We start from the raw sequence: 24,247 nt of genomic DNA, 5'->3' as shown, positions 1-24,247 counted from the left end.
CGGCACTCCTTCACCACCTTCACCCGAAGGAGTGGCGGAGCTAGGGTCAGCACCATGATTGATCACGCTCATGACCTGGCGTCTGTACGTGACGCGACCGAACGGCTGCTGACCGCAGTCGGCACCCTGGACAACGCCGCTGTGACGCAGCCGTCACGGCTGCCCGGCTGGACCCGCGGTCACGTCCTGGCCCATCTCGCCCGGAACGCGGACGCCCTCGTGAACGTCCTGGAGGGCCGCCCCATGTACGTCTCCGCCGAGGCACGGGACGCCGACATCGAGCGGGACGCCCCGCGCGACCTCGGCGTCCAGCTCGCGGACCTGCGGGAGAGCGCGGCCCGCTTCCAGGAGGCCGGGGACGCTCCGGCGGACTGGTCGCGCACGGTGGAGCTGCGCAACGGGGTGAAGGACGCCGCGGCCCGGGTGCCGTTCCGGCGGTGGGTGGAGGTGGAGCTGCACCACGTGGACCTCGGGATCGGGTACGAGCTGGAGGACCTGCCCGGGGAGTTCACCGAGCGGGAGATCGACTTCCTCGCGGACCGGTTCGCCGGGCACCCCGACGTGCCGCCCACCCGCGTGACGGACGGCACGCGCGCGTGGAGCACGGGACGCCGGCCGGACGGCGGACCGGAGGTGACCGTCACCGGGAGCCCCGCGGACCTCCTGGGGTGGCTCGCCGGGCGCCGCGACGGGGCCGCGCTGGCGGTGGACGGCGGGCCGCTTCCGGCGTTGCCCCCGTTGTAGGACCGGGCCCCCTCCCCCGCTATAGGCTGGCGGACATGACGTACAGCGGACAGGTGACGGTCGGCGGGCCTGCCGACGTGCACGAGCTCAAGGACCTGATGATCACGAAGATCGCGGTGGGTCCGATGGACAACAACGCCTATCTGCTGCGCTGCCGGGCCACGGACGAGCAGCTGCTGATCGACGCCGCCGCCGAGGCGGAGACGCTGCTCGGCATGATCGGCGACGACGGGATCGCGTCGGTCGTCACGACCCACCGGCACGGCGACCACTGGCAGGCGCTCGCCGAGGTCGTGGCGGCCACCGGCGCCCGCACCTACGCGGGCCGGGAGGACGTCGAGGGCATCCCCGTCCGCACGGACGTACCGGTCGACGACGGCGACACGATCCGGGTGGGACAGGTGGAGCTCACCGCGCGCCACCTGGTCGGGCACACGCCCGGCTCGATCGTCCTCGTCTACGACGACCCGCACGGGCATCCCCACGTGTTCACCGGCGACTGCCTCTTCCCGGGCGGTGTGGGCAACACCCACCAGGACTCCAAGGCGTTCGCCAGCCTCATCCACGACGTCGAGACCAAGATCTTCGACGTCCTTCCCGACGAGACGTGGGTCTATCCGGGACACGGCAACGACACGAGCCTGGGCGCGGAGCGGCCGCACCTGCCGGAGTGGCACGCGCGCGGGTGGTGACCGGTTGCGCGGGGCGCGGGCACGCCGAGGAGTGAGCCGCGCACGCGCCCCGTGTGATTCGTTCGCACACGCCGGTCTCGCACATGCGCTCCCCTGGCGTCCGGCCAGGCGCTGAACTGGTGGCAGCCCCGTCCAGGATGACGGCTCCTGGGCGGACGGGCCGCCGGTCTGTCGTTCCCCGCCCTCGACCGGCGGCCCCGGCGCCCGCCGAAAGCCGCGCCGGAGGCGGCAGTTCACACGGACGCAACACCCGTTCCCATCATCCGGACATTCGTTGCCGTGACCTCGACAAAGAGGACCGCCGGCTGTCAATCTCCCGCCATGCGTCCCGTCCAGCGTGCCCTGCGCCGCACCGCCGTCCCCGTCGTCGTCCTCGCCGCCGCCGTGAGCTGTGCTCCGCAGCCGGAGAGCTCGGGCAAGCCGTCGGCCTCGGCGTCCTCCTCGTGCGAGAAGGGCGCGCTGGCCACCGAGACACCGGGCAAGCTGACGGTCGCGACCGACGAGCCCGCCTACGAGCCCTGGTTCAAGGACGACGATCCCGCCAACGGCAAGGGCTTCGAGTCGGCGGTGGCCTATGCCGTCGCCGACCGGCTCGGGTACGGCAAGGACAAGGTCGTCTGGCGGACCGTCCCCTTCAACAAGGCCTTCGCTCCCGGCGACAAGACCTTCGACTTCGACATCAACCAGGTGTCCGTCAGCGACGAGCGCAAGAAGGCCGTGGACTTCTCGTCCGGCTACTACGACGTCCGTCAGGCCGTCGTCGCGCTGAAGAACTCCCGGGCGGCGAAGGCGAAGAGCGTCGCCGCCCTGAAGGACGTGAAGCTGGGCGCCCAGGTCGGCACCACCAGCCTCGACTACATCAACGACGTGGTGCGGCCCACCCGGGCGCCCGCCGTGTACGGCAAGAACGACCAGGCGAAGTCCGCGCTGAGGAACGGCCAGGTCGACGCCATCGTCGTGGACCTGCCGACCGCCTTCTACATCACCGGCGCGGAGGTCACGGACGCGACGATCGTCGGCCAGTTCGAGCACCGGGGCGGCACGCCGGAGCAGTTCGGTCTCGTCCTCGACAAGGGCAGCGCGCTCACCTCCTGTGTCTCGCGGGCCGTGGACGCGCTGCGCGAGGACGGCACGCTCGGGAGGATCGAGCAGCAGTGGCTGTCGGACGCCGTCGACGCGCCGGTGCTCAAGTGACCGGCGGCAGGACGGGCGGCAGGACGGGCAACGGGTGACGGGGAACGGGTGACGGTGAACAAGGAGGAGCTCGCCGAGGGCTCCGGTGAGCACGACGGGTACGTCCCCTCACGGCGGCGTCTGGAGCGCGAGCGCTACCGGCGCGGACGTGCCCGGCGCGCCACGGCGATCGGCGCGGTGTCGACCCTGGTCACGGCGGCCGTCCTGTACCTGGTCGTGGTCAGCGCACCGGGCTGGCCGCGCACCAAGGAGACGTTCTTCGACGGGGGGTACGCACGCGAAGCGTTCCCGAAGGTCCTCGAAGGGCTGTGGCTGAACGTCCGCCTGCTGCTGGTGTGCGGGGCCGCGGTACTCGTCCTCGGCATGCTGATCGCCGTCGCGAGGACGCTGCGCGGCCCGGTGTTCTTCCCGCTGCGGTTCCTGGCCGCCGCCTACACGGACTTCTTCCGGGGGCTGCCGCTCATCATCAACCTGATGATCGTGGTCCTCGGCGTCCCGGCGCTGCGGCTCCAGGGCGTGACCGTCGACCCGGTGCTCCTCGGCGGCACCGCGCTCACCCTGACCTACTCGGCGTACGTGGCGGAGGTGTTCCGGGCCGGCATCGAGTCGGTGCACCCCTCGCAGCGCGCCGCGGCCCGCTCGCTCGGGCTGAACAACCGGCAGGCCCTGCGGTACGTGGTGCTGCCGCAGGCGGTGCGCCGCCAGGTGCCGCCCCTGCTCAACGACCTGGTGTCGCTGCAGAAGGACACCGGGCTGGTGTCGATCGGCGGGGCCGTGGACGCCGTGCGGGCCGCCGACATCATCGTCGGGCGCAGCCTCAACTACACGCCGTACATCGTCGCCGGCCTGGTGTTCGTCGCGCTGACCATCCCCATGACCCGCTTCACGGACTGGGTGACGGCACGCATGGACCGCCGGCGGGCCCAGGGAGGAGTGGCATGAGCGGAACGCCCGTGCTGCGGATGGAGTCCGTCCGCAAGAGCTTCGGCGGCTCGCTCGTCCTGCGGGACGTCGACCTGAAGGTCGCCCCGCACACGGTGACCGCGCTGATCGGCGCCTCCGGCTCCGGCAAGTCCACGCTGCTGCGGTGCGCCAACCTGCTGGAGGAGATCGACGACGGGGCGATCTGGCTGGACGGCGAGGAGATCACCGACCCGCGCGCCGACCAGGACGCCGTACGCCGCCGGATCGGGGTGGTGTTCCAGGCGTACAACCTGTTTCCGCACATGACCGTCCTGGAGAACATCACGCTCGCTCCCCGCCGGGTGCACGGCGTGCCTCGCGCCGAGGCCGAGGCACGCGCGCGTGAGTTGCTCGAACGGCTCGGGCTCGCCGGGAAGGCCGGAGAGTACCCGGACCGGCTGAGCGGGGGCCAGCAGCAGCGTGTGGCGATCGTGCGCGCCCTGGCCGTACGGCCCCGGCTGCTGCTCCTCGACGAGATCACCGCCGCACTCGACCCGGAGCTCGTGGGCGAGGTCCTCACCGTCGTGCGTGGCCTGAAGGACGAGGGCATGACCATGGTGCTGGCCACGCACGAGATGGGCTTCGCCCGGGAGGTCGCCGACCAGGTGTGTTTCCTGGAGGGCGGCGTGGTGCTGGAGCGCGGCACCGCCGAGCAGGTCTTCGGAGCGCCGCGGCAGGAGCGCACGCGGCGGTTCCTGCGGCGGATCGTGGAGGCGGGGCGCCTGTGACGACCGCGCGCCGCCCCTGGGCTCAGGCCTCGGCCCGGCCCGCCCCCGCCAGCGCCGCGACGCGCTCCACGCCGAACACGTAGCCCTGCACTCCGCACCCGGCGATGACTCCGTCGGCGCGCAGGGAGACGTAGGAGTGGTGCCGGAACGACTCGCGCTGGTGGATGTTGGAGATGTGGACCTCCAGCACCGGCAGGCCGTCACAGGTGTTGAGGGCGTCCAGGATGGCCACGGAGGTGTGCGAGTAGGCACCGGGGTTGATCACGATCCCGCAGTGGTGCAGCCGTGCCTCGTGGATCCAGTCCACCAGCTCGCCTTCGTGGTTGGACTGCCGGAAGTCCACCGTGCCGCCGTGCGCGGCCGCCGCCTTGGCGCACAGGGCCTCGACGTCGGCGAGGGTGTCGGAGCCGTAGATCTCCGGCTGTCGCTGGCCGAGCAGGTTCAGGTTGGGGCCGTTGAGGATCATGATCGGGGCGTGGGCCAGGGTGCGGGGCACGGTTCCTCCGGTCCGTTCGGTCGGGCGGCCCGGAACGGACCGCGCTCACAGCCGGTTTATCACGGTGCGCCGGCGGCCCGCCGGGCCGTAGCCTCCCGGCATGACCACCCCTGCCGGTCCGCCCAAGCCGTCGCCCGGTGACCGCGTCGCCGTGCTCTCACCCTCCTCCGGCCTGCCGGGGCTCTTCCCGCTCCCCTACGAGCTGGGCCTGGCGCGGCTGCGCACGGAGTACGGGCTGGAACCGGTCGAGTACCCGACGACCCGCCGCATGGGAGCCACGCCACGGGAGCGGGCCGCCGACCTCCACGCCGCGTTCTCCGACCCGGACATCAAGGCGGTCATCGCGTCGATCGGCGGGGACGACCAGATCACCGTGCTGCCGTATCTGGACCGCGAGGTGTTCCGGGCGAACCCGAAGCCCTTCTTCGGCATGAGCGACAACACCAACCTGCTCGCCTTCCTGCACACCTGCGGCATCGTCGCCTACCACGGCGGCAGCGTCATGTGCGAGCTGGGCCGGCCCGGGGCCATGCACCCCCAGACCGCCGACTCCCTGCGGGCGGCCCTGTTCACCTCGGGCCCCTACGAGTTGCGGCCCGCCGAGCGGTGGCGGGACGTCGACCGGGACTGGGCCGACCCGGCGACGTTCGACGCCGAGCCCGAGACCCGCCCCGGCACCGGCTGGACCTGGGTGAACCCCGGCCGGGTGGTGGAGGGCCGCACGTGGGGCGGCTGCCTGGAGATCCTCAGCCGGCTGCTGACGGCGGACCGGGAGGTCGCGCACGATCTGTCCGTGTACGACGGCGGCGTCCTGCTCCTGGAGACCTCGGAGGACATGCCGAGCGCCACGGAGGTGTACCGCACGATCCGGGCCATGGGTGAGCGCGGGCTGCTCCAGCGCTTCCCGGCCCTGCTGATGGGCCGTGCGAAGACCTGGTCCCTGGAACGCCGCAACAGCCCGGAGGAATCCGCCCGTTACGCCTCCGAACAGCGCGAGGCCGTCCTGCGCGCCCTGCGGACCTACGCCCCCGGCACCACGATCGTCTTCGACGTGGACTTCGGGCACACCGATCCACAGCTGGTGATCCCGTACGGCGGCACCGTGCGCGTGGACGGACCGGCCCGGCGCATCACGGTCGTGTACTGAGGACCCCTCAAGCCCTCCATGCGCCCCCGTAACCGCCAGTCACCGTGGGTAGTTGACGCGGCATGCACGTTGCACGCACCGTAAGGGCACCCTCCATGCCGCGCCTCGCGGCCGCCTCACTCGCCGGCACGGCCATCGAGTTCTACGACTTCTTCGTCTACGGCACCGCGGCCGCCCTGATCCTGGGGCCGCTGTTCTTCCCGACCTTCTCGCCCGTGGCGGGGACGCTGGCCGCCTTCGCCACCTTCGGCGTGGGCTTCGTGGCCCGGCCGCTCGGGTCGGTGCTGTTCGGGCACCTCGGCGACCGGCGCGGCCGGCGGCCGGTCCTCGTCGCCTCCCTGCTGCTGACCGGGGCCTCCACGGTCGCGGTCGGCTGCGTGCCGACCTACGAGACGATCGGCGTCGCCGCTCCCCTGCTGCTCCTGGTGCTGCGTTTCCTGCAAGGGCTGGGGCTCGGCGGGGAGTGGGGCGGCGCGGTGCTGCTGACGGTGGAGCACGCGCCCGCCGCACGGCGAGGGCTGTGGTCGAGCTTCCCGCAGGTCGGGCCCGCGGTGGGCTTCCTGCTCGCCAACGGGGTGGTCCTCGGGCTGTCCTCGACGCTGTCCGAGGCGCAGTTCGCCGCGTGGGGGTGGCGGGTGCCGTTCTGGGTGGCCGGGGTGCTCGCGGTGGTGGGACTGTGGCTGCGCTCGTCGCTCGCCGAGAGCCCGAGCTTCCTGGAACTCGACGACCACGCGCGCGTGCCGCTCGTGGAGGTCGTGCGCCACCACTGGCGCCTCCTGCTGCTGACCGGCGGCGCCCTCGCCATCGGCTACGCCATCTTCTACGCCGTGACGACCTGGTCCCTCGCCTACGGCACGGAGCGGCTCGGCGTCGGCCGCGGGGTGATGCTGACCTGCATCATGGGCGCGGTGGTCGTGAAGGGCGCGCTCACGCCCGTGGTGGCACTGCTCGGAGACCGCTACGGGCGGCGCCCCTTGTGCCTGGCCGGATGCGCGGCCGCGGCCCTGTGGATGTTCCCGATGGTCGCGCTGCTCGCCACCGGCGCGCCGCTGCCGATGTTCCTCGGCTTCCTCGGCGCGATGCTCTCGTTCATCACGATGTTCGCCGTGATCGCCGCGTATCTGCCGGAGCTGTACGAGCCGCGGGTGCGCTGCACCGGCGCCGCCGTCGGCTACAACCTCGGCGGGGTGCTCGGCGGCGCCCTCACGCCGATCGTGGCCACGGCCCTGGCCGAGCAGGGCGGGCGGGTGCCGTGGGGCGTGGCCGCGTACCTGACGGTGATCGCGCTGGTCAGCCTGGCGTGCTTCGCGATGCTGCCGGAGACACGGCCGGTGCCGGTGGGGGCGGCCGCGGAGACGGCCTGAACCGGGACATCCTCACGGATTGATCGCCAGCTCCAGGTACGCCGCGAACAGCACCAGGTGGACGCCGCCCTGCAGGGGTGTGGCCCGGCCCGGTACGACCGTCAGCGAGGCGACCACCACCGTCAGGGCGAGGAGCACCATGTGCGTGGCCCCCAGGCCGAGGACCAGAGGGCCGGAGAGCCACAGCGAGGCCAGCGCGACGGCGGGGATGGTCAGGCCGATGCTGGCCATCGCCGAGCCGAGAGCGAGGTTCAGGCTGGTCTGGACCCGGTCGCGGCGGGCGGAGCGCAGGGCCGCGATGGTCTCCGGCAGGAGCACCAGCAGCGCGATGATCACACCGACGACGGCGTGGTGCAGGCCCGCGGCCTCCACGCCGGACTCGATGGTCGGCGAGACGCCCTTGGCCAGACCGACGACGCCGATCAGGGCCAGGCCCAGCAGCCCCACGCTGATCAGGGCCGTACGGGCGGTCGGCGCCTCGGCGTGCTCCTCGGCGGTGATGACCTCGCCGTGGCGGGTGATGGGCAGGAAGTAGTCCCGGTGCCGCACGGTCTGCGTCGCGACGAACAGGCCGTACAGCACCAGTGAGGACAGTGCCGCGAAGGTCAGCTGGACCGTGGAGAACTCCCGGCCCGGCTTGCTGGTGGTGAACGTCGGCAGGACCAGGCTGAGCGTGGCCAGGGTCGCGACGGTCGCGAGGGCGGCGCCGGTGCCCTCGGGGTTGAAGACGGCCGTGCGGTGCCGTAGCGAGGCGACCAGGAGACACAGGCCGACGATGCCGTTGCAGGTGATCATCACGGCGGCGAAGACCGTGTCCCGGGCGAGCGTCGAGCTCTTGTCCCCGCCGTCGGCCATCAGGGTGACGATGAGGGCGACCTCGATAATCGTCACGGCGACCGCGAGGACGAGGGAGCCGAACGGTTCACCGACCCGGTGGGCCACCACCTCGGCATGGTGGACGGCCGCCAGCACGGCGCCCGCGAGCACCAGCGTCACCAGCGCGACGACCGCGCCGGGCAGGTCGCGCCCCCAGGTGAGCACCAGCAGCACGGCGGCGAGCAGGGGCACCAGGGTCGTCCACTGAGCCGCGAGCGGCCGGCGCCGAGCGATCATGCAGTGATCGTCGCAGAGGTGACGGAGCCCCGCACTCCGGTCGTTGCGGGCCCCGTCACCCGTGGGGCGCCCTACCTACCGCAGGTCACGCGTGTCCAGGAGATCGCAGTCGGTGTAGACCCGGTCACCGATGCACAGCGCGCCCACCCGCTCCGCGAGCCTGCCGGTCTCGGGGTCGTCGCTGTTGCGCATGGCCTCCTCGTACGAATCGAACTCGATGAGGGCCAGATAGCGGCGGGGGTTGGCGCGGTCCCTCAGGAGCGTCCTGCGGGTGGGCCCGCCCGCGCGGCCGGCGGAGCGCTGCCCGGCCTCCTGGAAGATCTGCTCCATCTCGTCCAAGCGCTCGGTCTCGAAGTCGATGATCTGAACGAACCTCATGGCACCTCCAGCCGGCCACGGCGCCCCCGGGCCGGGGAACGCGCTCAGAACCAAGCAAGCACCGGGACCGGTGGTCGGCAATTCGCCGGCCACCGGCCCCGGTGATGGTTCTCGCCGCGGTCGTCCCGGTCAGACGTCGATGCTGTCCTTCGATACGTTTCCGCCCTGCCCCTCGGCCGCCTCGGCGGCCGCCTGCTTCCGGGAGGCCCGCAGGCTCGTGATCGTGGTGACGATCAGGACGGAGCAGATCACGCCGAGCGAGACCGGAATGCTGATCTCGGGGACGTGCACCCCGGACTCGTGCAGCGCGTGCAGCACCAGCTTCACGCCGATGAAGCCCAGGATGATCGACAGGCCGTAGCTGAGGTGGACCAGCTTCTTCAGCAGGCCACCGATGAGGAAGTACAGCTGGCGCAGACCCATCAGGGCGAACGCGTTGGCCGTGAAGACGATGTACGGGTCCTGCGTCAGGCCGAAGATCGCCGGGATGGAGTCGAGGGCGAAGAGCACGTCCGTCATGCCGATCGCGAGCATCACGACCAGCATCGGGGTCATGACCCGCTTGCCGTTCTCCTGGATCCACAGCTTGGTGCCGTGGTAGCGGTCGGCCACGCCGAAGCGGCGCTCGACGGCCTTGAGGAGCTTGTTCTCCTCCCACTCCTCGTCCTCCTCGTCCGCGCGGGCCTCCTGGATGAGCTTCCAGGCGGTCCAGATGAGGAAGGCGCCGAAGAGGTAGAAGACCCACGAGAAGCTGGCGAGGATCGCCGCACCGGCGGCGATGAAGATCGCCCGCAGGACCAGGGCTATGAGGACGCCGATGAGCAGTACGCGCTGCTGGTACTGCGACGGCACCGCGAACTTCGCCATGATCAGGACGAAGACGAAGAGGTTGTCGACGCTCAGCGACTTCTCGGTGATGAAGCCGGCGAAGAACTCACCGGCCGGCTGGCCGCCGGCGAACACCATCAGGCCGAGCCCGAAGAGCACGGCGAGGACGATCCAGACGACCGTCCAGATTCCGGCTTCCTTGATCGACACGTCGTGCGGCTTGCGGCCGATGAAGAAGTCCACCGCGATGAGAGCGGCCAGACCCACGATCGTCAGGACCCATAGGGTCACGGAAACATCCACTGCGCCTCCGGCAGTCGTAACGGCAAGTGTCAGCGTCGTAGCTGCCGGAGGTCTCTTCCACCCGATGACGATCGGGCCGACGCCCCGGGACCAGGTCTGGCTTTCACCGACCTGCTCCGTATTGACGGGTACGCCGCAGCAGACAGGGAGTACTCCCCTCCGTGCCGACAACAGTACCCAATCACCAAGAACAGGTAAAGCGCTTGGCAAAAGAAAGACCAAACTCCCTGGTCAGAAGGCTTTACGTGTACTTGGTACGAGCGGCCGCGACCTGAGCGAGCACCTGCTGGAGGACCTGGCTGCCGGGCGGCACGAGCGAGGGCTCGTACGTCCAGGCGTGACCGACCCACGGGTCGGCGAGATGATCGTCGGGCAGGGGCGAAAGGCGCAGCAGGGACCGCCACAACGGGTCGAGCAACGGCCCGTACGCGGAGGACTCCTCACGGTCGGCCACCATCATCAGGTGGACGCCGAAGGCCGGGCCCTCGTCGGCGAGGTAGCGCAGCTGGTTCACGGCCCGGTCGTCGAAGCCGTGCGGGAAGTCGTTGACGATCAGCAGCTGCTGGGCGGTGTCGAAGCCGGGCGGAAGGGCGTCCGCCGCGCCGCCACGGACCGCCATCTGCACCAGGTCCACGCGCTGGGTCAGCCGCGTCAGCACGTCCGTGACGCCCGCCGCGCCGAGTGCGGGCGGAGCCGCGAGCACTCCGCTCTGCACGAGGGGCGCCAGCGCCTGGGCTCCGGAACCGGCCGGATCGATCACGTGGACGGTGAAATCACCGGCCGGGTGGATGGCGAGCAGCCTGGCCGCGTGCGCGGCCGCCGCCTCCATCGCGAGCCGCCCCAGGGAGTGGGCGTCGGCGAACGACCCGTCGGACGACGGGGTGCGGCCGCTGTCGATCCACAGACCGCGCTCCAGTGGCAGCCTGACGAGCATGGGGATACGGATCTGCTCGGCCTCGGGGAGGTGCAGGTCGCCCAGGCGCACGGCCATGGGGATCTCCATCGGCACCCGGTAGGCGTGCCACACCGGGTTGTCCCAGCGGGCGTACGCCGGCGGGAGGGCCGGTTCCACGACGTCGGCCTCGGCCCGCAGCTGGGCGAGGTCCCGGTCGAGGACTTCCCTGGCCTGGTCGACGAGCTGGGCGTGCCGGGCGCGGGCCGCCTCGCGGGCGGCGTCGCCCTGCCCACCGATCCGGCTGCGCGGGTCGGACAGGACCTGCTCGAGCTCCTTGTCCATGCGGGACTCGGCGAAGTCGACGGCGCTGCGGTAGGCGGCGGTGGTGCGGGCGAGGTCCTCGAACATGCCCCACACCTGGTTGTAGAGCCGCTCCTCCATGGACCAGCCGGTCGCGTCGCCCGCCACGGGCCGGGCGGGCTGCCCCGGCGCGGCCGGGGGCGCGGTGGGCGGCGGCGGGGGCGGTGCGGCGTTCCGGCGGCGCGGGTGGCTGTAGTCGATCGGACCGCCGGCCGTGGTGGGAGCCGACGGCTGGGTGACGGCGCCGGGGTCGTCGAGGCCCGGCGTGGGTCCGGGGTGGGACGGCGTCTGCGGGGCGGTCTGTCCGGACCCGCCGGACGTGTGGCCCGCGTACGGAGTGACCGGGGGCACCGGGCCGGGCTGCGGGGCGGCGCCGCCCTGGTCCGGGCCGAGGGCCGGGGCCGCCGCCTGCCGGGAGCGGTCGCCTTCCGCGGTGCGCGGCGGGGGCGCCTGCACCGAGCGGGCCAGCCCTCGGGCCACCGCCTCGTGGATGCTGCCGGCGAGCTGCTCCGCCTGCGGCAGGCCCTGGTCGGTGAGGAGTTCGGCCAGGCCGCCCGCATAGCCCTGGCCGACGGCGCGGACCTTCCAGGCGTCCTGCCTGCGGTAGAGCTCCAGGGCGATGACGGCCGACTCGGCGTCGAGGCCGTGGAGGGTGTAGCTGGCGATCCCGGCGCCGTCGAGGCCGGTGACGGCGACGAACGGGGCGGCCACGGATCCGAAGCGGACCGGGCCCGCCCCGCCGGTCGGCAGTGCGAGCAGCACGCCGACCCGGTGGACGGCCGCGGGCAGGGCGTCCAGGTCCACCGCGAGGCGGTGGTCCGCCGCGGCCTGCCGGGAGACCTCGAGACCCGGCTGGGTGGGCGCGCCCGGGTGGGCGACCCACTCCACGCCCTGGATCCGGCCGTTCTCGTCGCTGAGCGCGGCCGCGGCCACGACCGGCGTGCCGGCCGAGATCCGGATCTCGAGACGGGCCTGGGAGAGCGGGTGGTTCTGCCCCCGCACCAGCTCGGCCGTCATCGCCTGCGTCCCCCTGTGTCGTTGTGCGCCGTGGTGTGCTGCCCGCCGGGGCCCGCCGGTCCGGGCCCGAGGGCTGTCAGAGCACCGGCAGGATCGCCGGCATCAGGTCCTGGAAGGTGCGGCCGTTGGCCGGGTTGCCCAGGGCCGTCATGGTCCAGCCGGAGCCCGAGCGGTGCACCTTGGCCATGATCTGCGCCGTGTACTGGCCGCCGCCGGCCAGTGTGTAGCGGGCGAGCTCCTGGCCGTTGGTCTCGTCGACGAGGCGGCAGAACGCGTTCTGCACCTCCTGGAACGTCTGCCCCGTGAAGGAGTTCACGGTGAAGACGATCTGGTCGATGTGGACCGGGACCCGCGACAGGTCGACGAGGATCGCCTCGTCGTCGCCGCCCTGGCCGACACCGCCGACGAGGTTGTCGCCGGTGTGGCGGACCGAGCCGTCGTCGCTCACCAGGTGGCGGAAGAAGACCACGTCGACCGGCTGCTTGTCGGCGAACAGCACGGCGGAGGCGTCGAGGTCGATCTCACGCGTGCGCGTGCCGAACAGGCCGCGCCGGGGAGCCGCCTGCCAGCCGAGACCCATGCGCACCGCGGTCAGGCTGCCTCCGTCGTTCTTCTGCAGACTGATGGCCTGACCCTTGGTCATGTTGACGGTCACGCGCCGATTCCCCTCTCGAACGTCCCCTGTTGCCGCGCAGTCGCGGTTGACCAGCACCTTACGCAGGGGCACTGACAGCCACGTACCCTGGTCCGCACTTTGTGTCGGTCTTGCAACACAGTGCGTGCGGTATGCGCTGTCAGGCCAGACCCGCCTCCTTCATCTGGCGCAGCTCCTTCTTCATCTCGGAGACCTCGTCGCGCAGTCGGGCCGCGATCTCGAACTGCAGGTCCGCTGCGGCGGCTCGCATCCGTGTGGTCAGTTCCTCGATCTGCTCGGCGAGTTCGGCCGCGGGGCGGTCCGTCGGCACCGTCTCCTTGGCCTTGCCCCTGCCCTTGCCGGGCTTGGCCAGCTCGCCCGCCTTCCCGAGGGAGGGCACGGGCGCCTTGGTGCCGCCGCCGTCCTTCCTCGACTTGCGGTAGCCCGAGCCGAGGAGCTGCTCGGTGTCGACGTCCTCACGGGCGATCTGGGCGACGATGTCGTTGATCTTTTTGCGGAGGGGCTGGGGGTCGATGCCCTTCTCCGTGTTGTACGCGATCTGCTTCTCCCGGCGCCGGTTGGTCTCGTCGATGGCCTTCTCCATCGCCGGGGTGATCTTGTCGGCGTACATGTGGACCTGGCCGGAGACGTTGCGTGCGGCGCGGCCGATGGTCTGGATCAGGGACGTGCCGGAGCGCAGGAAGCCCTCCTTGTCGGCGTCCAGGATCGCCACCAGGGACACCTCGGGCAGGTCGAGGCCCTCGCGCAGGAGGTTGATGCCGACGAGGACGTCGTACTCACCGGCGCGCAGTTCGCGCAGGAGCTCGATGCGGCGGAGGGTGTCGACGTCGCTGTGCAGGTAGCGCACCTGGATGCCGAGCTCCAGGAAGTAGTCCGTGAGGTCCTCGGCCATCTTCTTGGTGAGCGTGGTGACGAGGACGCGCTCGTCCTTCTCCGTGCGCTGCCGGATCTCGTGCACCAGGTCGTCGATCTGCCCCTCGGTGGGCTTGACCACGACCTCCGGGTCGACCAGGCCGGTGGGGCGGATGATCTGCTCGACGACGCCGTCGGAGCGGGACATCTCGTAGGTGCCCGGGGTGGCGGACAGGTAGACCGTCTGGCCGATGCGCTCCTGGAACTCCTCCCACTTCAGGGGGCGGTTGTCCAGGGCGGAGGGCAGGCGGAAGCCGTGGTCGACGAGGGTGCGCTTGCGGGAGGCGTCGCCCTCGTACATGGCGCCGATCTGCGGCACCGTGACGTGCGACTCGTCGATGACGAGGAGGAAGTCGTCCGGGAAGTAGTCCAGCAGGGTATTGGGCGGGGAGCCGGGCAGACGGCCGTCGAAGTGCATCGAGTAGTTCTCCACGCCGGAGCAGGTGCCGATCTGGCGGAGCATCTCGATGTCGTAGGTCGTGCGCATGCGCAGGCGCTGGGCCTCCAGGAGCTTGCCCTGCTTCTCCAGCTCCGCGAGGCGTCCGGCCAGCTCCTTCTCGATGTCGTTGACGGCCCGCTCCATGCGCTCGGGGCCGGCGACGTAGTGGGAGGCCGGGAAGACGTAGAGCTGCTGGTCGTCGCTGATGATCTCGCCGGTGAGCGGGTGCAGAGTGGAAAGCGCCTCGATCTCGTCGCCGAACATCTCGATGCGGACGGCGAGCTCCTCGTAGACCGGGAAGATCTCGATGGTGTCGCCGCGAACGCGGAAGGTGCCGCGGGTGAAGGCCATGTCGTTGCGCGTGTACTGGATGTCCACGAAGCGGCGCAGCAGCTCGTCGCGGTCGATCTCCTCGCCGACCCGCAGGGGGACCATGCGGTCCACGTACTCCTGCGGGGTGCCGAGGCCGTAGATGCAGGAGACCGAGGCGACCACGATCACGTCACGGCGGGTGAGCAGCGAGTTGGTCGCGGAGTGGCGCAGCCGCTCGACCTCCTCGTTGATCGAGGAGTCCTTCTCGATGTAGGTGTCCGACTGCGGGACGTAGGCCTCGGGCTGGTAGTAGTCGTAGTACGAGACGAAGTACTCGACGGCGTTGTTCGGCAGGAGCTCGCGGAACTCGTTCGCCAGCTGGGCGGCCAGGGTCTTGTTCGGCGCCATCACGAGCGTGGGGCGCTGGAGCTTCTCGATCATCCACGCGGTGGTCGCGGACTTGCCGGTGCCGGTCGCGCCGAGCAGGACGACGTCCTTCTCGCCCGCCTGGACGCGCCGGGCGAGCTCGGCGATGGCCGCGGGCTGGTCGCCGCTGGGCTGGTAGGGGCTGACGACCTCGAAGGGCGCCACCGTGCGTTCGATGTGGGAAACGGGCCGCATGGGTTCCACCGTACGACCTCCCACTGACAAACTGCTCTGATCAGCGGTTTTGCGGCGTGCGCGAGCCCTGGTGCGGCACGGGGCGGCGGGGGCGGAACCGCAGGCGTGCCGGGTCGTGGTGCACGGTGTGGTGCGTGCGGGCGGGGATGCCGGGCTTGTGCTCGGCAGGGACGACGGTGGGCTTGCCCATGACGATCAGCGGGTCGAACATCACGACCACGCCAGCGAGCAGGAGGAAGGCGAGGGGGCCGACCAGCATGGGCGCGAGGAGTGTGGCGGGCGACTCCCCCGTGGTGGGCTCGGCCGTGCCGTGGAGATGCACGGTGAGGGCGGCCATCCCGGTGTAGTGCATGCCGCTGACGGCCAGGCCCATGACGAGGCTGGCACCGACGCTCCAGAGCAGGCCCCGGATCTGTCCGGCCGCCCACAGGGCCGCGGTGGCGGCGCACATGGCGATGACGACGGAGGCGCCGACGGTGAAGGTGTTGTACTCGAGCTTTCCGTCCAGGCTCATGCTCGCCATGCCGAGGTAGTGCATCGAGGCGATGCCCAGGCCGGTGATGGTGCCACCGGTGAACAGGGCCGTTCCGCGGGCGCCCTTGTAGCCGACGATGAAGATGCCGACGCCCACCATCACGATCGCGACGGCCAGGCTCGCGAAGGTCATCGCCTTGTCGTAGTGGATCGGGATCCCCCGGACCGTGAAGCCCATCATGGCGATGAAGTGCATGGTCCATATGCCCGAGCCGATGGCGGCCGAGCCGAGGGCGAGCCAGCCGGGGCGCCAGGACTGGGCGACCAGCATGGATCTGGTGGTGCAGCGCAGTCCCAGAGCGCCGCCGAGGCAGGCCATGAGGTAGGCGACCAGAGGTGTGACCAGGCCGTAGCTGAATCCGTCGACCGTGCCCTGCATGTGCGGCTGCCCTTCCCGCCCTTTGCGTCCCGGAATACCTGATGTGCGCCCCCCTCCCAGGACCGCACGAGCGGTCAGGGTCGACGCAGAGAGTATGACCCCCACCGGAATGGTCGAACGACTTTCCTGCAAAGAAACACGGCCCTGCCCCAGTTGTGCGGCACCGGTGAGCGGAGTCGGGTCATCTCCATTCAACCTGTGGCCATCCTGCACCCCTCGCGCGTTGACCCTCTGCTGTCACAGTTGAGCTGTCCGTGATGAAGCGGATCACGCCGAAGACCGCTCGACGCGAGGAGTACGCATGCACGCGCGCGCTGTTGCCGCCTCGACCACCGCGCTCCTGGGGACCGCCGCCCTCCTCTCCCCCGTCTCGCCCGCGCGGGCCGCCGGCGACGGTGGCGGCCCGCCCCGTGTCATCGCGCACCGGGGCGCTTCCGCGTACGCGCCGGAGAACACCCTGGCCGCGGTCGACAAGGCGGCGGAGCTGGGCATCCGCTGGGTGGAGAACGACGTCCAGCGGACCAGGGACGGCGAACTGGTCGTCCTGCACGACGACAGCCTGCGGCGCACCACCGACGTCGAGGAGGTCTTCCCCGGCCGGGCGCCCTGGAACGTGAGGGACTTCACGGCCGCGGAGATCGCCCGGCTGGACGCGGGCAGCTGGTTCGGCCCCGCGTTCGCGGGCGCGCGCGTGCCGACGCTGGAGCAGTTCGTGCGGCGTGTCGAGCGGCACCACCAGAAACTCCTGCTGGAGATCAAGAACCCGGAGCTGTACCCGGGCATCGAGCGGCAGACGCTGAAGGTCCTCAGCAACGAGGGCTGGCTCGACCGCTCGCATCGTGCGGGCCGGCTGATCGTGCAGAGTTTCAGCGCGGACAGCGTGCGGACGGTGCACGCGCTCAAGCCCGGGGTGAAGACCGGGCTCCTCGGGACACCGCCGGTGTCGGACCTGCCGGGCCTGTCCGGCTTCGCCGACCAGATCAACCCGTCGCACGCCTCGCTCAGCTTGGCGTACGTCTCCTCCGTTCAGGCGTTCACGGGGCCCCACGGCAGGCCGCTGGAGGTGTTCGCCTGGACGGTCGACGACGCGGCGACGGCCCAGCGGGTCGCGGGGTACGGCGTCGACGGGATCATCACGAACCGGCCGGACGTGATCCGGAAGGCCGTCGGCCGGTGATCCACCGCCGGAAGTCCACCGCCGGGGATCCACCGTTCGGGATACACCGTCGGGGATCCACCGCCAGGGACGGTGACCGGGCGCCCGCCGGGGCCGCGCTGTCAGTGGCGGGTCGTACGGTGGGCGCATGGACAGTCAGGAGCAGGCGGGTCAGCGCGTCGTGTGGGCCGTGGTCGGCACCGGGATCGGTCCGCTGCTGCTGGCCGCGACGGACAACGGCCTGGTCAACGTCGTGTTCCATGCCACGGACGCGGTGCGGGACCGGGCGGTCGAGCGGCTGGCGTCGCGGTTCGGTGCCGACCCCGTGGAGGCACCCGGCTCTCCGCTGCTGGCCGAGGCGATACGCCAGGTGGAGGCGTACTTCGCCGGTGAGCGCCGGGCCTTCGACCTGCCGCTGGACTGGTCGCTGATCTCCGGCTTCAACCGGGAGGTCCTGCGCGCTCTGGCCGCCGGTGTGCCGTACGGCTCGGTCGTGGGGTACGGCGATCTGGCCGGGCGGGTCGGCCAGCCCGGCGCCGCACAGGCCGTGGGCATGGCGATGGGCGCCAATCCCCTGCCGGTGGTGGTGCCCTGCCACCGGGTCGTCGAGAGCGGCGGCGGCATCGGCGGTTTCGGCGGCGGCCTGGAGACCAAGCGCAGGCTGCTCGCCCTGGAAGGCGTGCTGCCCGAGCCGCTGTTCTGAAGGCGCGCCGGTCAGTCGTAGTGCCGTGCCTCGAAGACGTTGCCGTCCGGGTCGCGGAAGTAGAAGCTCCGCTCGGCCTCGCCCCGCGCCCCGAAGGAGCCGTACGAAAGCTCCGACACCGGCACGGAGCGTTCCCGCAGGCGGCTGAGGAGCGTGTCGAAGTCTCCGCGGGACAGTGCCAGGCAGACGTGGTTCACGGGGTGCCCGGAGCTGTCGGCGGCGCCGGGCAGCATCGTCATCCGTTCGGCGAAGGTCAGCGGCATGAGGTCGAGGATGGTCTCGTCGTTGACGCGCACGGAGGGGAACGGCACCTCGCCTGCGGCGAACTCGGTGAGCCTGACCGGCTCCATGCCGACGGCCTTCTCGTAGAAGTCGGCGGCGCCGAGCGGGTCGCGCACCCAGAGGACGGCGTGGTCGAGACGTGCTGTGTGATCCGTCATGCTCACCAGGCTCCTGAGGTGTCCGGCGGCCCGCAAGGGTTTGGCCCGGTGCGCCGCCCGCCAGAGATGAGGGAAGACCGACTGGCCGGCTGACGGGAGGCAGGCGCGTGGTGCTGGTGGTGTCCGAAGAGGTGCGGGAGGCGCTCGACGCGGGTCGGCCCGTGGTGGCGCTGGAGTCCACGATCATCGCCCACGGGCTGCCGCGGCCCCGCAACCTGCAGGTGGCGCTGGAGCTGGAGACGGCCGTGCGGCAGGAGGGCGCGGTACCCGCGACGATCGCCGTGCTCGACGGGCGGCCCCGGGTCGGGCTGGACAAGGAGCAGCTGGAGCGGGTCGCGAACGAGGACGGCATCCGCAAGCTGGGCCATCGCGACCTGCCCCTCGCGGTGGCGTCCGGCGCGAGCGGGGCGACCACGGTGTCCGCGACCGCGCTGCTGGCGGCGCTGGCCGGCGTCCGGGTGTTCGCGACCGGCGGGCTCGGCGGGGTGCACCGGGAGTGGACGGTGACCCAGGACGAGTCGGCCGACCTGGGCCTGCTCGCCCGGACGCGGATCACGGTGGTGTGCGCCGGGGTGAAGTCGATCCTGGACGTGCCGGCGACCCTGCAGCGGCTGGAGACGCTCGGGGTCGCGGTGGCCGGGTACGGCACCGACCGGTTCCCCGGGTTCTACCTGTCCGACTCGGGGCATCCCGTGGACTGGACGCTGGGGACGCCGGAGCAGGTGGCGGAGGTCATGCGGGCCCAGGACACGCTGGGCGGTCCCGAGTCGGCGCTGATCGTCGCGAACCCCGTCCGCGAGGAGGAACAGCTCGATCCGGACCTGCACGCGCGCGTGCTCGCGGACGCGCTGCACGCGTGCGAGGCGGAGGGGATCACGGGCCAGGCGGTCACGCCGTTCCTGCTCGACTACTTGGTGCGGCACACCGACGGTGCCTCCCTGAGCGCCAATCTGGCGGCCGTTCGCGGCAACGTCCGCTTGGCGGCACGGATCGCGGCGGCCTGGGCCCGGGGGTGAGCGGCGGCGGGGACGAGAGAGGCGGCGTGGGGGCGCTGCTCGTCGTCGGGGACGTGGTCACCGATGTCGTCGCTCGGCATCGGGGGCCGCTCGCCGCCGGTACGGACACGGCCGCCGCCATCCGTACGGTCCCGGGCGGGGCGGGCGCGAACGTGGCGTGCTGGGCGGCGTACGAAGGTGCCGCGGACGTGCGGCTGCTCGGGCGTGTCGGGGTGGAGGCGGCTGCCTGGCACGAGCGGGAGCTGGCGGCCGGGGGCGTGCGCCCGCGGCTCGTCGTCGATCCGCAGGCGCCGACCGGGACCGTGATCTGCCTGGTGGACGAGAGCGCTTCGGCCGAGCGGACGTTCCTCACCGACAGCGGCGCGTCGCTGCGGCTCGAACCCGCCGACTGGTCGGACGCGCTGCTCGACGGCGTCGCCCGGCTGCACCTGTCGGGTTATCTCCTGTTCTCGGAGCCGAGTCGGGCGCTGGTGACCGTGGCTCTGGAGGCGGCACGCGCGCGTGGGGTGCCGGTGAGTCTGGACCCGGCCTCGGCCGGTTTTCTGGCGGAGCTCGGCGCGCAGCGGTTCCTCGGTCTGGTCGAAGGCGTGGACGTGCTGCTGCCCAGCCGGGACGAGGCGTGCCTCCTGACAGGGCTCACCGATGCGGCCGGTGCGGCGGCCGAGCTGAGCCTGCGAGTGCCGCTGGTGATCGTCAAGCAGGGGCGCGAGGGGGCACTCGTGGCGCGCGCAGGGCAGGTGTGCGCCCGCGTTCCCGCCGTACCCGCGAGGCCGCGGGACACCACAGGGGCCGGCGACGCGTTCACGGGCGCTTTCCTCGCCGCGCTGCTCGCGGGCGCCGAGCCGGAGGACGCGGCGGCGGAGGGCTGCCGGGCGGGTGCGCGGGCGGTGGAGCGAGTGGGCGGGCGGCCGCCTCTGCCGGAGTGACGGCGGAGCAGGCGGCTCCCGTCGCGAGGGCGACTGGCGTCAGCGGGTGGCCGTGCGCGCCGCCCAGCACGGGTGGCCGTGCGCGCCGCCCAACGCGGGTGGCCGTGCGGGTGGCCGTGCGCGCCGCCCGACGCGGGTGGCCGTGCGGGTGGCCGTGCGCGGGCGGGAGCCCGCCCTCGCCGGCTTGGGCCACCCGGCCCCGTCGCTCGGGCTTCGGCCGCCCGGCCGTCGCGGCCCACGCGCCGCGCCTTCGGTTGGCTGGCGCCTTCGGTTCCCGGGACTCGCACCTTCCGTCCCCGGGACTCGCACCTTCCGTCCCCGAGGCTGGTGCCTTCCGTTTCCGGGGCCGGCACCTTCTGTCCCCAGGCTCACCCCTTCCGGCCCCACGCCGAGATCATCGGCGCGGTCGTCAGATCCAAGGCGCCGGACGTCACGTTCGCGAGATGCCGGTCGATGTCCTCGTCCGTCGCGAGGCCCGCGGTGACCATCTGGTCGCGGACCTGGCGGATCGTCACGGACTCCAGGGCCGCGCAGGCCGGCGAGGTGAGAGGGAAGTAGGCGTCGGCGTGGACGCGGGTCAGGCCGGCCTCCCGCAGCAGGCGTGGCAGGGCGCGGCCGCTGGGCAGTTCGGTGCCGCGGTCGGCGAGCAGGGTGCGGAAACCGCTCCGCAACCGGTTCGCGAGCTGCTGCTCGGGCCCGTGCTCGTCGGGGCACAGCAGGGGCTGCAGGGTGGGATCGGCGTCCTCGACCAGGAGACGGCCGCCGGGGCGCAGGGCCCTGACCATGGACCGCAACGCCTGCTCCCGGTCGGTCACGTGGACGAGGGCGAGGCGCGCGTGCACCAGGTCGAAGCCCTCTCCGGGCGGCTCCTGCGACCCGAGTTGGTGCAGACGCACCTCGACGGGTGGCCGGGCCGCGCAGGCCAGCCGTGCGGTGTCCGTGTCGGTCGCCACGACGCGTCCGGTGGGGCCGACCTTCTTGGCCAGCCAGGACACCACGGTCGTGCCGGCTCCGACCTCCCAGCAGCGCCACCCGGATCCGACGCCGAGGGCTTCGAGATGGCGGAACGTCGTCGGGTCGAAGAGGGCGGCGAAGGCGCTGAAGTGCTCGGCCGCCCCGGTCTGCCGGGTGTCGAGGAGGTTCCCATCGGTTCGCGTCATACCGCGATCATCCCATTTGTCCCACTTGCGAGGAACGGCCGACGCTCCCGAGGAAGGGGCAGACCGGGCGATGTGTCGGGGCGTCAGCGCCCGTGCCTCGTCCGTCCACAGCCGGGAACCAAGCGGAACGGGCCGTTTCCACAGGCTTACCCGCAGCTCACTGCGCCCTGGCAGACTGGCGAGCCAGGGCGCAGGGACGGCGCGAGGAGTTCCACGCAAGGAGATCGGGATGTCCATGGCAGGGAATCTGCGGAAGGTCACGAGCCTCGGCGGGGTCGACGGCCTGCGCAAGGTGGCTCGGCTGGCCCGGCGACGCCCGCGCGTCGACCTGAGCCACCCGGCCCGGTCCCCGCTGGGCTCCTCGGTGGTCAACTGCGTGACGTACCGGGACGGCGTCCGCACCTCCGCACGCGGCGATCTGGTGGAGGTCGTGGAGCGGGTGCGCAAGAGCCGGGAGGGCTTCGTCTGGCTCGGCCTGCACGAGCCGACGGACCAGGAGTTCGCGGGCATCGCCGAGCTGTTCGACCTGCACCCGCTGGCCGTGGAGGACGCGGTAGAGGCCCACCAACGGCCCAAGCTGGAGCGCTACGGCGAGACGCTCTTCGCGGTGTTCAAGACGGTCTGTTACGTCGAGCACGAGGAACTGACGGCCACCAGTGAGGTGGTGAACACGGGCGAGATCATGGTGTTCGTCGGCCACGACTTCGTGATCACGGTGCGGCACGGCCGGCACGGCTCGCTGGGCCCGCTGCGCGAGGAGCTGGAGTCCGACCCCCAGCAGCTCGCCAAGGGCCCCTCCGCGGTGCTGCACGCCATCGCGGACCATGTGGTCGACGACTATCTGACGGTCACGGACTCGGTGCAGCTGGACATCGACCAGGTGGAGACGGACGTGTTCGCGGCCGACGGCGCGCGGGCCGACCCGGGCCGCATCTACCAGCTCAAACGCGAACTGCTCGAACTGAAGCGGGCGGTGGTGCCGCTCAGCCGTCCGCTGGAGGATCTCGCCACCCGGCCGATCCGCGCGGTCGACCCGGAAATACAGGCGTACTTCCGTGACGTCTCGGACCACCTGCTGCGGGCGAAGGAGCAGATCGCCGCCTTCGACGAACTCCTCAACTCCATCCTGCAGGCGCACCTCGCGCAGGTCACGGTCGCGCAGAACGAGGACATGCGGAAGATCACGGCGTGGGCCGCGATCATCGCCGTGCCGACGATGGTGTGCGGGGTGTACGGCATGAACTTCGACCACATGCCGGAGCTGCACTGGAGGTACGGCTACGGCATGGTCATCGGCGTCATATCCGTCGCGTGCGTGTCCCTGTACCGGATGTTCCGGCGCAGCGGTTGGCTCTGAGCGGGCCGTGACCCACCGGAGGCGCGGGATCGGGCCGGGGCGGCGTCAGGCCGTGGTGGTGCGGGCGTAGACGCTGCCGGCCCAGGCCGCGATCTGGTCGTCGGCCAGGTGCCTGACCAGGTCCGCTTCGCTGATCATGCCGACCAGGCGCTTGTCCCGGATCACGGGCAGGCGGCGGATCCGGTGCTCACGCATCTCCCGGAGCACCTCGCCGACATCGGCGTCCGCGTCGATCCAGCGGGGCGTGCCCTTGGCCATGTCCCCGGCGGTGACCCGGGCGGGGTCGTGTCCCATGGCGACGCAGCCGACGACGATGTCCCGGTCGGTGAGGATGCCGCAGAGCCGCTCGTTCTCGTCGCTGATGGGCAGGGCGCCGACGTTCAGCTCGCGCATGAGCTGGGCGGCGCGGTCGAGGGTCTCGTGGGCGGGTATCCACTGGACGCCGCGGTGCATGATGTCTCCGGCGGTGGTCATGAAGTACCTCCCTGTGCCGGACGGCCGGCGCGGTGCGGGGACGCACCGCGAGTCCCGGCGTCCTTCATTCTCGCCGCGCCACCGAACCCCCGCACACGAAGGCGGACCGCCCTTCAGCCGCCGATCCGTCAGAGCCGCCGGAGCCACCGGCGCCGCCGATCCGCCGACGCCGCCGGAGCCGCCGCGGTTTTCCCGGCTACCGCCACTACCGCAGTCGCTCCGGCGCATCGGCCGTCTCAGCCGCTCCAGGCGGGATGGCGCGGGTCGTCGGCCCGGACCAGTACGTCCGCCGTGGCCGCCGGGTCGGTCTCCCGTTCATAGCGTGCGAAGGCCGGCAGGGTCCAGTGCTCGTCCTCGGGAGTGCGACGGCGCAGGGCGCCCGGGGAGAGCAGGACGTGGACGCTCAGATCGAAAGGGAACCAGTGCCGGAGGAGGAACGGACCGTGGAGCAGAAGCAGCCCTTCGGGCGGGAGCTGCACATAGGGACTGCGCGTGGCCCGGTCGGCGGCCGGGTCCCAGAGGTCCGGCAGGACACGGCCGTCGCCGCCGGCTTCGAGCGGGCCGAACACCTCCCGCCACAGGGCGCCGGTGTCGTACCAGCCGCTGTAGTACGCCTCCTCGTCCCGGTGGCCGTGTTCCAGCCGGACGGAAGCGGGGCGCAGGAAGCCCTCCGTGCCGACGACCAGCGAGGAGCGGCCGCGGACGCGCAGTGCCTCGGAGACGCGCTGGGCGAGGTCGCCGGGCCGGGCGGCCGGGGCGCCGTCGAACGCGATGCGCGGCCAGGGACTGCCGTCGGCGGGCTTCACATCGAGCAGGCGCTCGGCGAGCAGGTCGCCGAGCCGGTCCCAGGTGATCGCTTCGAGTCGCACACGGCCCATGATGCGCCAGGCCGCGGCACGACGTCCGCGCGGCCTCCGGCCCGTGCCGGCACGCGCGGTGCC

24 protein-coding genes are annotated in these 24,247 nt (G+C 71.8%); 12 read left to right on the top strand and 12 right to left on the bottom strand.

The genetic code is table 11. The features are described from left to right. The first annotated feature begins 54 nt into the window (after nt 1-54). The 5 genes from ACF07N_RS29005 to ACF07N_RS28985 all read left to right on the top strand — a co-directional run bounded on the left by ACF07N_RS29005 (nt 55) and on the right by ACF07N_RS28985 (nt 4,321). Nucleotides 55-744: a maleylpyruvate isomerase family mycothiol-dependent enzyme gene (locus ACF07N_RS29005; protein ID WP_392118414.1), complete on the top strand. Its 690-nt coding sequence runs from the start codon at nt 55-57 to the stop codon at nt 742-744. Between the two features lie 35 nt (nt 745-779). Further along, a complete protein-coding gene (locus ACF07N_RS29000; RefSeq protein WP_392118412.1) occupies nt 780-1,436 on the top strand; it encodes an MBL fold metallo-hydrolase in 657 nt (218 codons plus the stop codon). Nucleotides 1,437-1,757: 321 nt separating this feature from the next. Further along, a complete protein-coding gene (locus tag ACF07N_RS28995; RefSeq protein WP_392118410.1) occupies nt 1,758-2,630 on the top strand; it encodes an ABC transporter substrate-binding protein in 873 nt (290 codons plus the stop codon). A gap of 48 nt (nt 2,631-2,678) precedes the next feature. Continuing rightward, nucleotides 2,679-3,572 (top strand): amino acid ABC transporter permease, encoded by an 894-nt coding sequence (locus tag ACF07N_RS28990; RefSeq protein WP_383331778.1) that lies wholly within the window; start codon nt 2,679-2,681, stop codon nt 3,570-3,572. Then, nucleotides 3,569-4,321 (top strand): amino acid ABC transporter ATP-binding protein, encoded by a 753-nt coding sequence (locus tag ACF07N_RS28985; protein ID WP_392118408.1) that lies wholly within the window; start codon nt 3,569-3,571, stop codon nt 4,319-4,321. The genes ACF07N_RS28990 and ACF07N_RS28985 overlap by 4 nt, the downstream gene beginning before the upstream one ends. A gap of 22 nt (nt 4,322-4,343) precedes the next feature. On the opposite strand, the gene aroQ is transcribed toward ACF07N_RS28985, so the two are convergent. Next, nucleotides 4,344-4,817, bottom strand: coding sequence for a type II 3-dehydroquinate dehydratase (gene aroQ, locus ACF07N_RS28980; protein WP_383331774.1), 474 nt, complete (start codon nt 4,815-4,817; stop codon nt 4,344-4,346). A gap of 100 nt (nt 4,818-4,917) precedes the next feature. Between aroQ and ACF07N_RS28975 the strand changes: the two genes are divergently transcribed. Together ACF07N_RS28975 and ACF07N_RS28970 are read left to right on the top strand one after the other, a co-directional pair. Further along, nucleotides 4,918-5,964: a S66 peptidase family protein gene (locus ACF07N_RS28975; RefSeq protein ID WP_392118405.1), complete on the top strand. Its 1,047-nt coding sequence runs from the start codon at nt 4,918-4,920 to the stop codon at nt 5,962-5,964. A gap of 95 nt (nt 5,965-6,059) precedes the next feature. Continuing rightward, entirely contained in the window at nt 6,060-7,328 is a 1,269-nt protein-coding gene (locus tag ACF07N_RS28970) for an MFS transporter (RefSeq protein ID WP_383331770.1), read from the top strand. A 12-nt stretch (nt 7,329-7,340) separates the two neighbouring features. Here the strand turns inward: ACF07N_RS28970 and ACF07N_RS28965 are convergent, their stop codons facing one another. The 7 genes from ACF07N_RS28965 to ACF07N_RS28935 all read right to left on the bottom strand — a co-directional run bounded on the left by ACF07N_RS28965 (nt 7,341) and on the right by ACF07N_RS28935 (nt 16,074). Then, on the bottom strand, nt 7,341-8,441 hold the full coding sequence (locus ACF07N_RS28965) for a calcium:proton antiporter (protein WP_392118402.1): 1,101 nt from the start codon (nt 8,439-8,441) through the stop codon (nt 7,341-7,343). Between the two features lie 75 nt (nt 8,442-8,516). Continuing rightward, on the bottom strand, nt 8,517-8,819 hold the full coding sequence (locus ACF07N_RS28960) for a hypothetical protein (protein ID WP_383346684.1): 303 nt from the start codon (nt 8,817-8,819) through the stop codon (nt 8,517-8,519). Between the two features lie 129 nt (nt 8,820-8,948). Continuing rightward, on the bottom strand, nt 8,949-9,950 hold the full coding sequence (locus ACF07N_RS28955; RefSeq protein WP_383331764.1) for a TerC family protein: 1,002 nt from the start codon (nt 9,948-9,950) through the stop codon (nt 8,949-8,951). Between the two features lie 241 nt (nt 9,951-10,191). After that, nucleotides 10,192-12,222: a TerD family protein gene (locus ACF07N_RS28950; protein WP_392118398.1), complete on the bottom strand. Its 2,031-nt coding sequence runs from the start codon at nt 12,220-12,222 to the stop codon at nt 10,192-10,194. A 76-nt stretch (nt 12,223-12,298) separates the two neighbouring features. Next, nucleotides 12,299-12,877, bottom strand: a complete 579-nt coding sequence (locus ACF07N_RS28945) for a TerD family protein (RefSeq protein ID WP_383331760.1) — start codon at nt 12,875-12,877, stop codon at nt 12,299-12,301. Between the two features lie 139 nt (nt 12,878-13,016). Beyond that, nucleotides 13,017-15,161 (bottom strand): excinuclease ABC subunit UvrB, encoded by a 2,145-nt coding sequence (gene uvrB, locus ACF07N_RS28940; RefSeq protein WP_392118395.1) that lies wholly within the window; start codon nt 15,159-15,161, stop codon nt 13,017-13,019. A gap of 40 nt (nt 15,162-15,201) precedes the next feature. After that, nucleotides 15,202-16,074: an MHYT domain-containing protein gene (locus tag ACF07N_RS28935; RefSeq protein WP_392118392.1), complete on the bottom strand. Its 873-nt coding sequence runs from the start codon at nt 16,072-16,074 to the stop codon at nt 15,202-15,204. A gap of 301 nt (nt 16,075-16,375) precedes the next feature. On the opposite strand from ACF07N_RS28935, the gene ACF07N_RS28930 reads away from it, so the two are divergent. Both ACF07N_RS28930 and ACF07N_RS28925 read left to right on the top strand, forming a co-directional pair. Then, the gene (locus tag ACF07N_RS28930; RefSeq protein ID WP_392118390.1) at nt 16,376-17,251 is read left to right on the top strand and encodes a glycerophosphodiester phosphodiesterase; all 876 of its coding nucleotides are present in this window, start codon (nt 16,376-16,378) and stop codon (nt 17,249-17,251) included. 127 nt (nt 17,252-17,378) lie between these two features. Next, nucleotides 17,379-17,933: a methylated-DNA--[protein]-cysteine S-methyltransferase gene (locus ACF07N_RS28925; RefSeq protein WP_392118388.1), complete on the top strand. Its 555-nt coding sequence runs from the start codon at nt 17,379-17,381 to the stop codon at nt 17,931-17,933. Between the two features lie 11 nt (nt 17,934-17,944). On the opposite strand, the gene ACF07N_RS28920 is transcribed toward ACF07N_RS28925, so the two are convergent. Beyond that, nucleotides 17,945-18,373 (bottom strand): VOC family protein, encoded by a 429-nt coding sequence (locus ACF07N_RS28920; protein WP_392118385.1) that lies wholly within the window; start codon nt 18,371-18,373, stop codon nt 17,945-17,947. Between the two features lie 107 nt (nt 18,374-18,480). Between ACF07N_RS28920 and ACF07N_RS28915 the strand changes: the two genes are divergently transcribed. Further along, a complete protein-coding gene (locus tag ACF07N_RS28915) occupies nt 18,481-19,389 on the top strand; it encodes a pseudouridine-5'-phosphate glycosidase (RefSeq protein ID WP_392118383.1) in 909 nt (302 codons plus the stop codon). Beyond that, on the top strand, nt 19,374-20,315 hold the full coding sequence (locus ACF07N_RS28910; protein ID WP_392118788.1) for a carbohydrate kinase family protein: 942 nt from the start codon (nt 19,374-19,376) through the stop codon (nt 20,313-20,315). Before ACF07N_RS28915 ends, ACF07N_RS28910 begins: the two co-directional genes overlap by 16 nt. Before the next feature lie 368 nt (nt 20,316-20,683). Here ACF07N_RS28910 and ACF07N_RS28905 read toward each other — a convergent pair whose 3' ends face one another. After that, entirely contained in the window at nt 20,684-21,475 is a 792-nt protein-coding gene (locus ACF07N_RS28905; RefSeq protein WP_392118381.1) for a methyltransferase domain-containing protein, read from the bottom strand. A 229-nt stretch (nt 21,476-21,704) separates the two neighbouring features. Between ACF07N_RS28905 and ACF07N_RS28900 the strand changes: the two genes are divergently transcribed. Further along, nucleotides 21,705-22,832: a magnesium and cobalt transport protein CorA gene (locus tag ACF07N_RS28900; protein ID WP_383331739.1), complete on the top strand. Its 1,128-nt coding sequence runs from the start codon at nt 21,705-21,707 to the stop codon at nt 22,830-22,832. A 45-nt stretch (nt 22,833-22,877) separates the two neighbouring features. Here the strand turns inward: ACF07N_RS28900 and ACF07N_RS28895 are convergent, their stop codons facing one another. Both ACF07N_RS28895 and ACF07N_RS28890 read right to left on the bottom strand, forming a co-directional pair. Further along, nucleotides 22,878-23,306 (bottom strand): CBS domain-containing protein, encoded by a 429-nt coding sequence (locus ACF07N_RS28895; protein WP_383331736.1) that lies wholly within the window; start codon nt 23,304-23,306, stop codon nt 22,878-22,880. A gap of 236 nt (nt 23,307-23,542) precedes the next feature. Then, a complete protein-coding gene (locus ACF07N_RS28890) occupies nt 23,543-24,184 on the bottom strand; it encodes a uridine kinase (protein ID WP_392118377.1) in 642 nt (213 codons plus the stop codon). Nucleotides 24,185-24,247: the final 63 nt, after the last annotated feature.

It is taken from the genome of Streptomyces sp. NPDC015242 (assembly GCF_043079125.1).
Classification (GTDB): Bacteria; Actinomycetota; Actinomycetes; order Streptomycetales; family Streptomycetaceae; genus Streptomyces.
The sequence above is the reverse complement of the archived record's forward strand: the minus strand, read 5'-3'. Positions and strand labels throughout refer to the sequence as shown.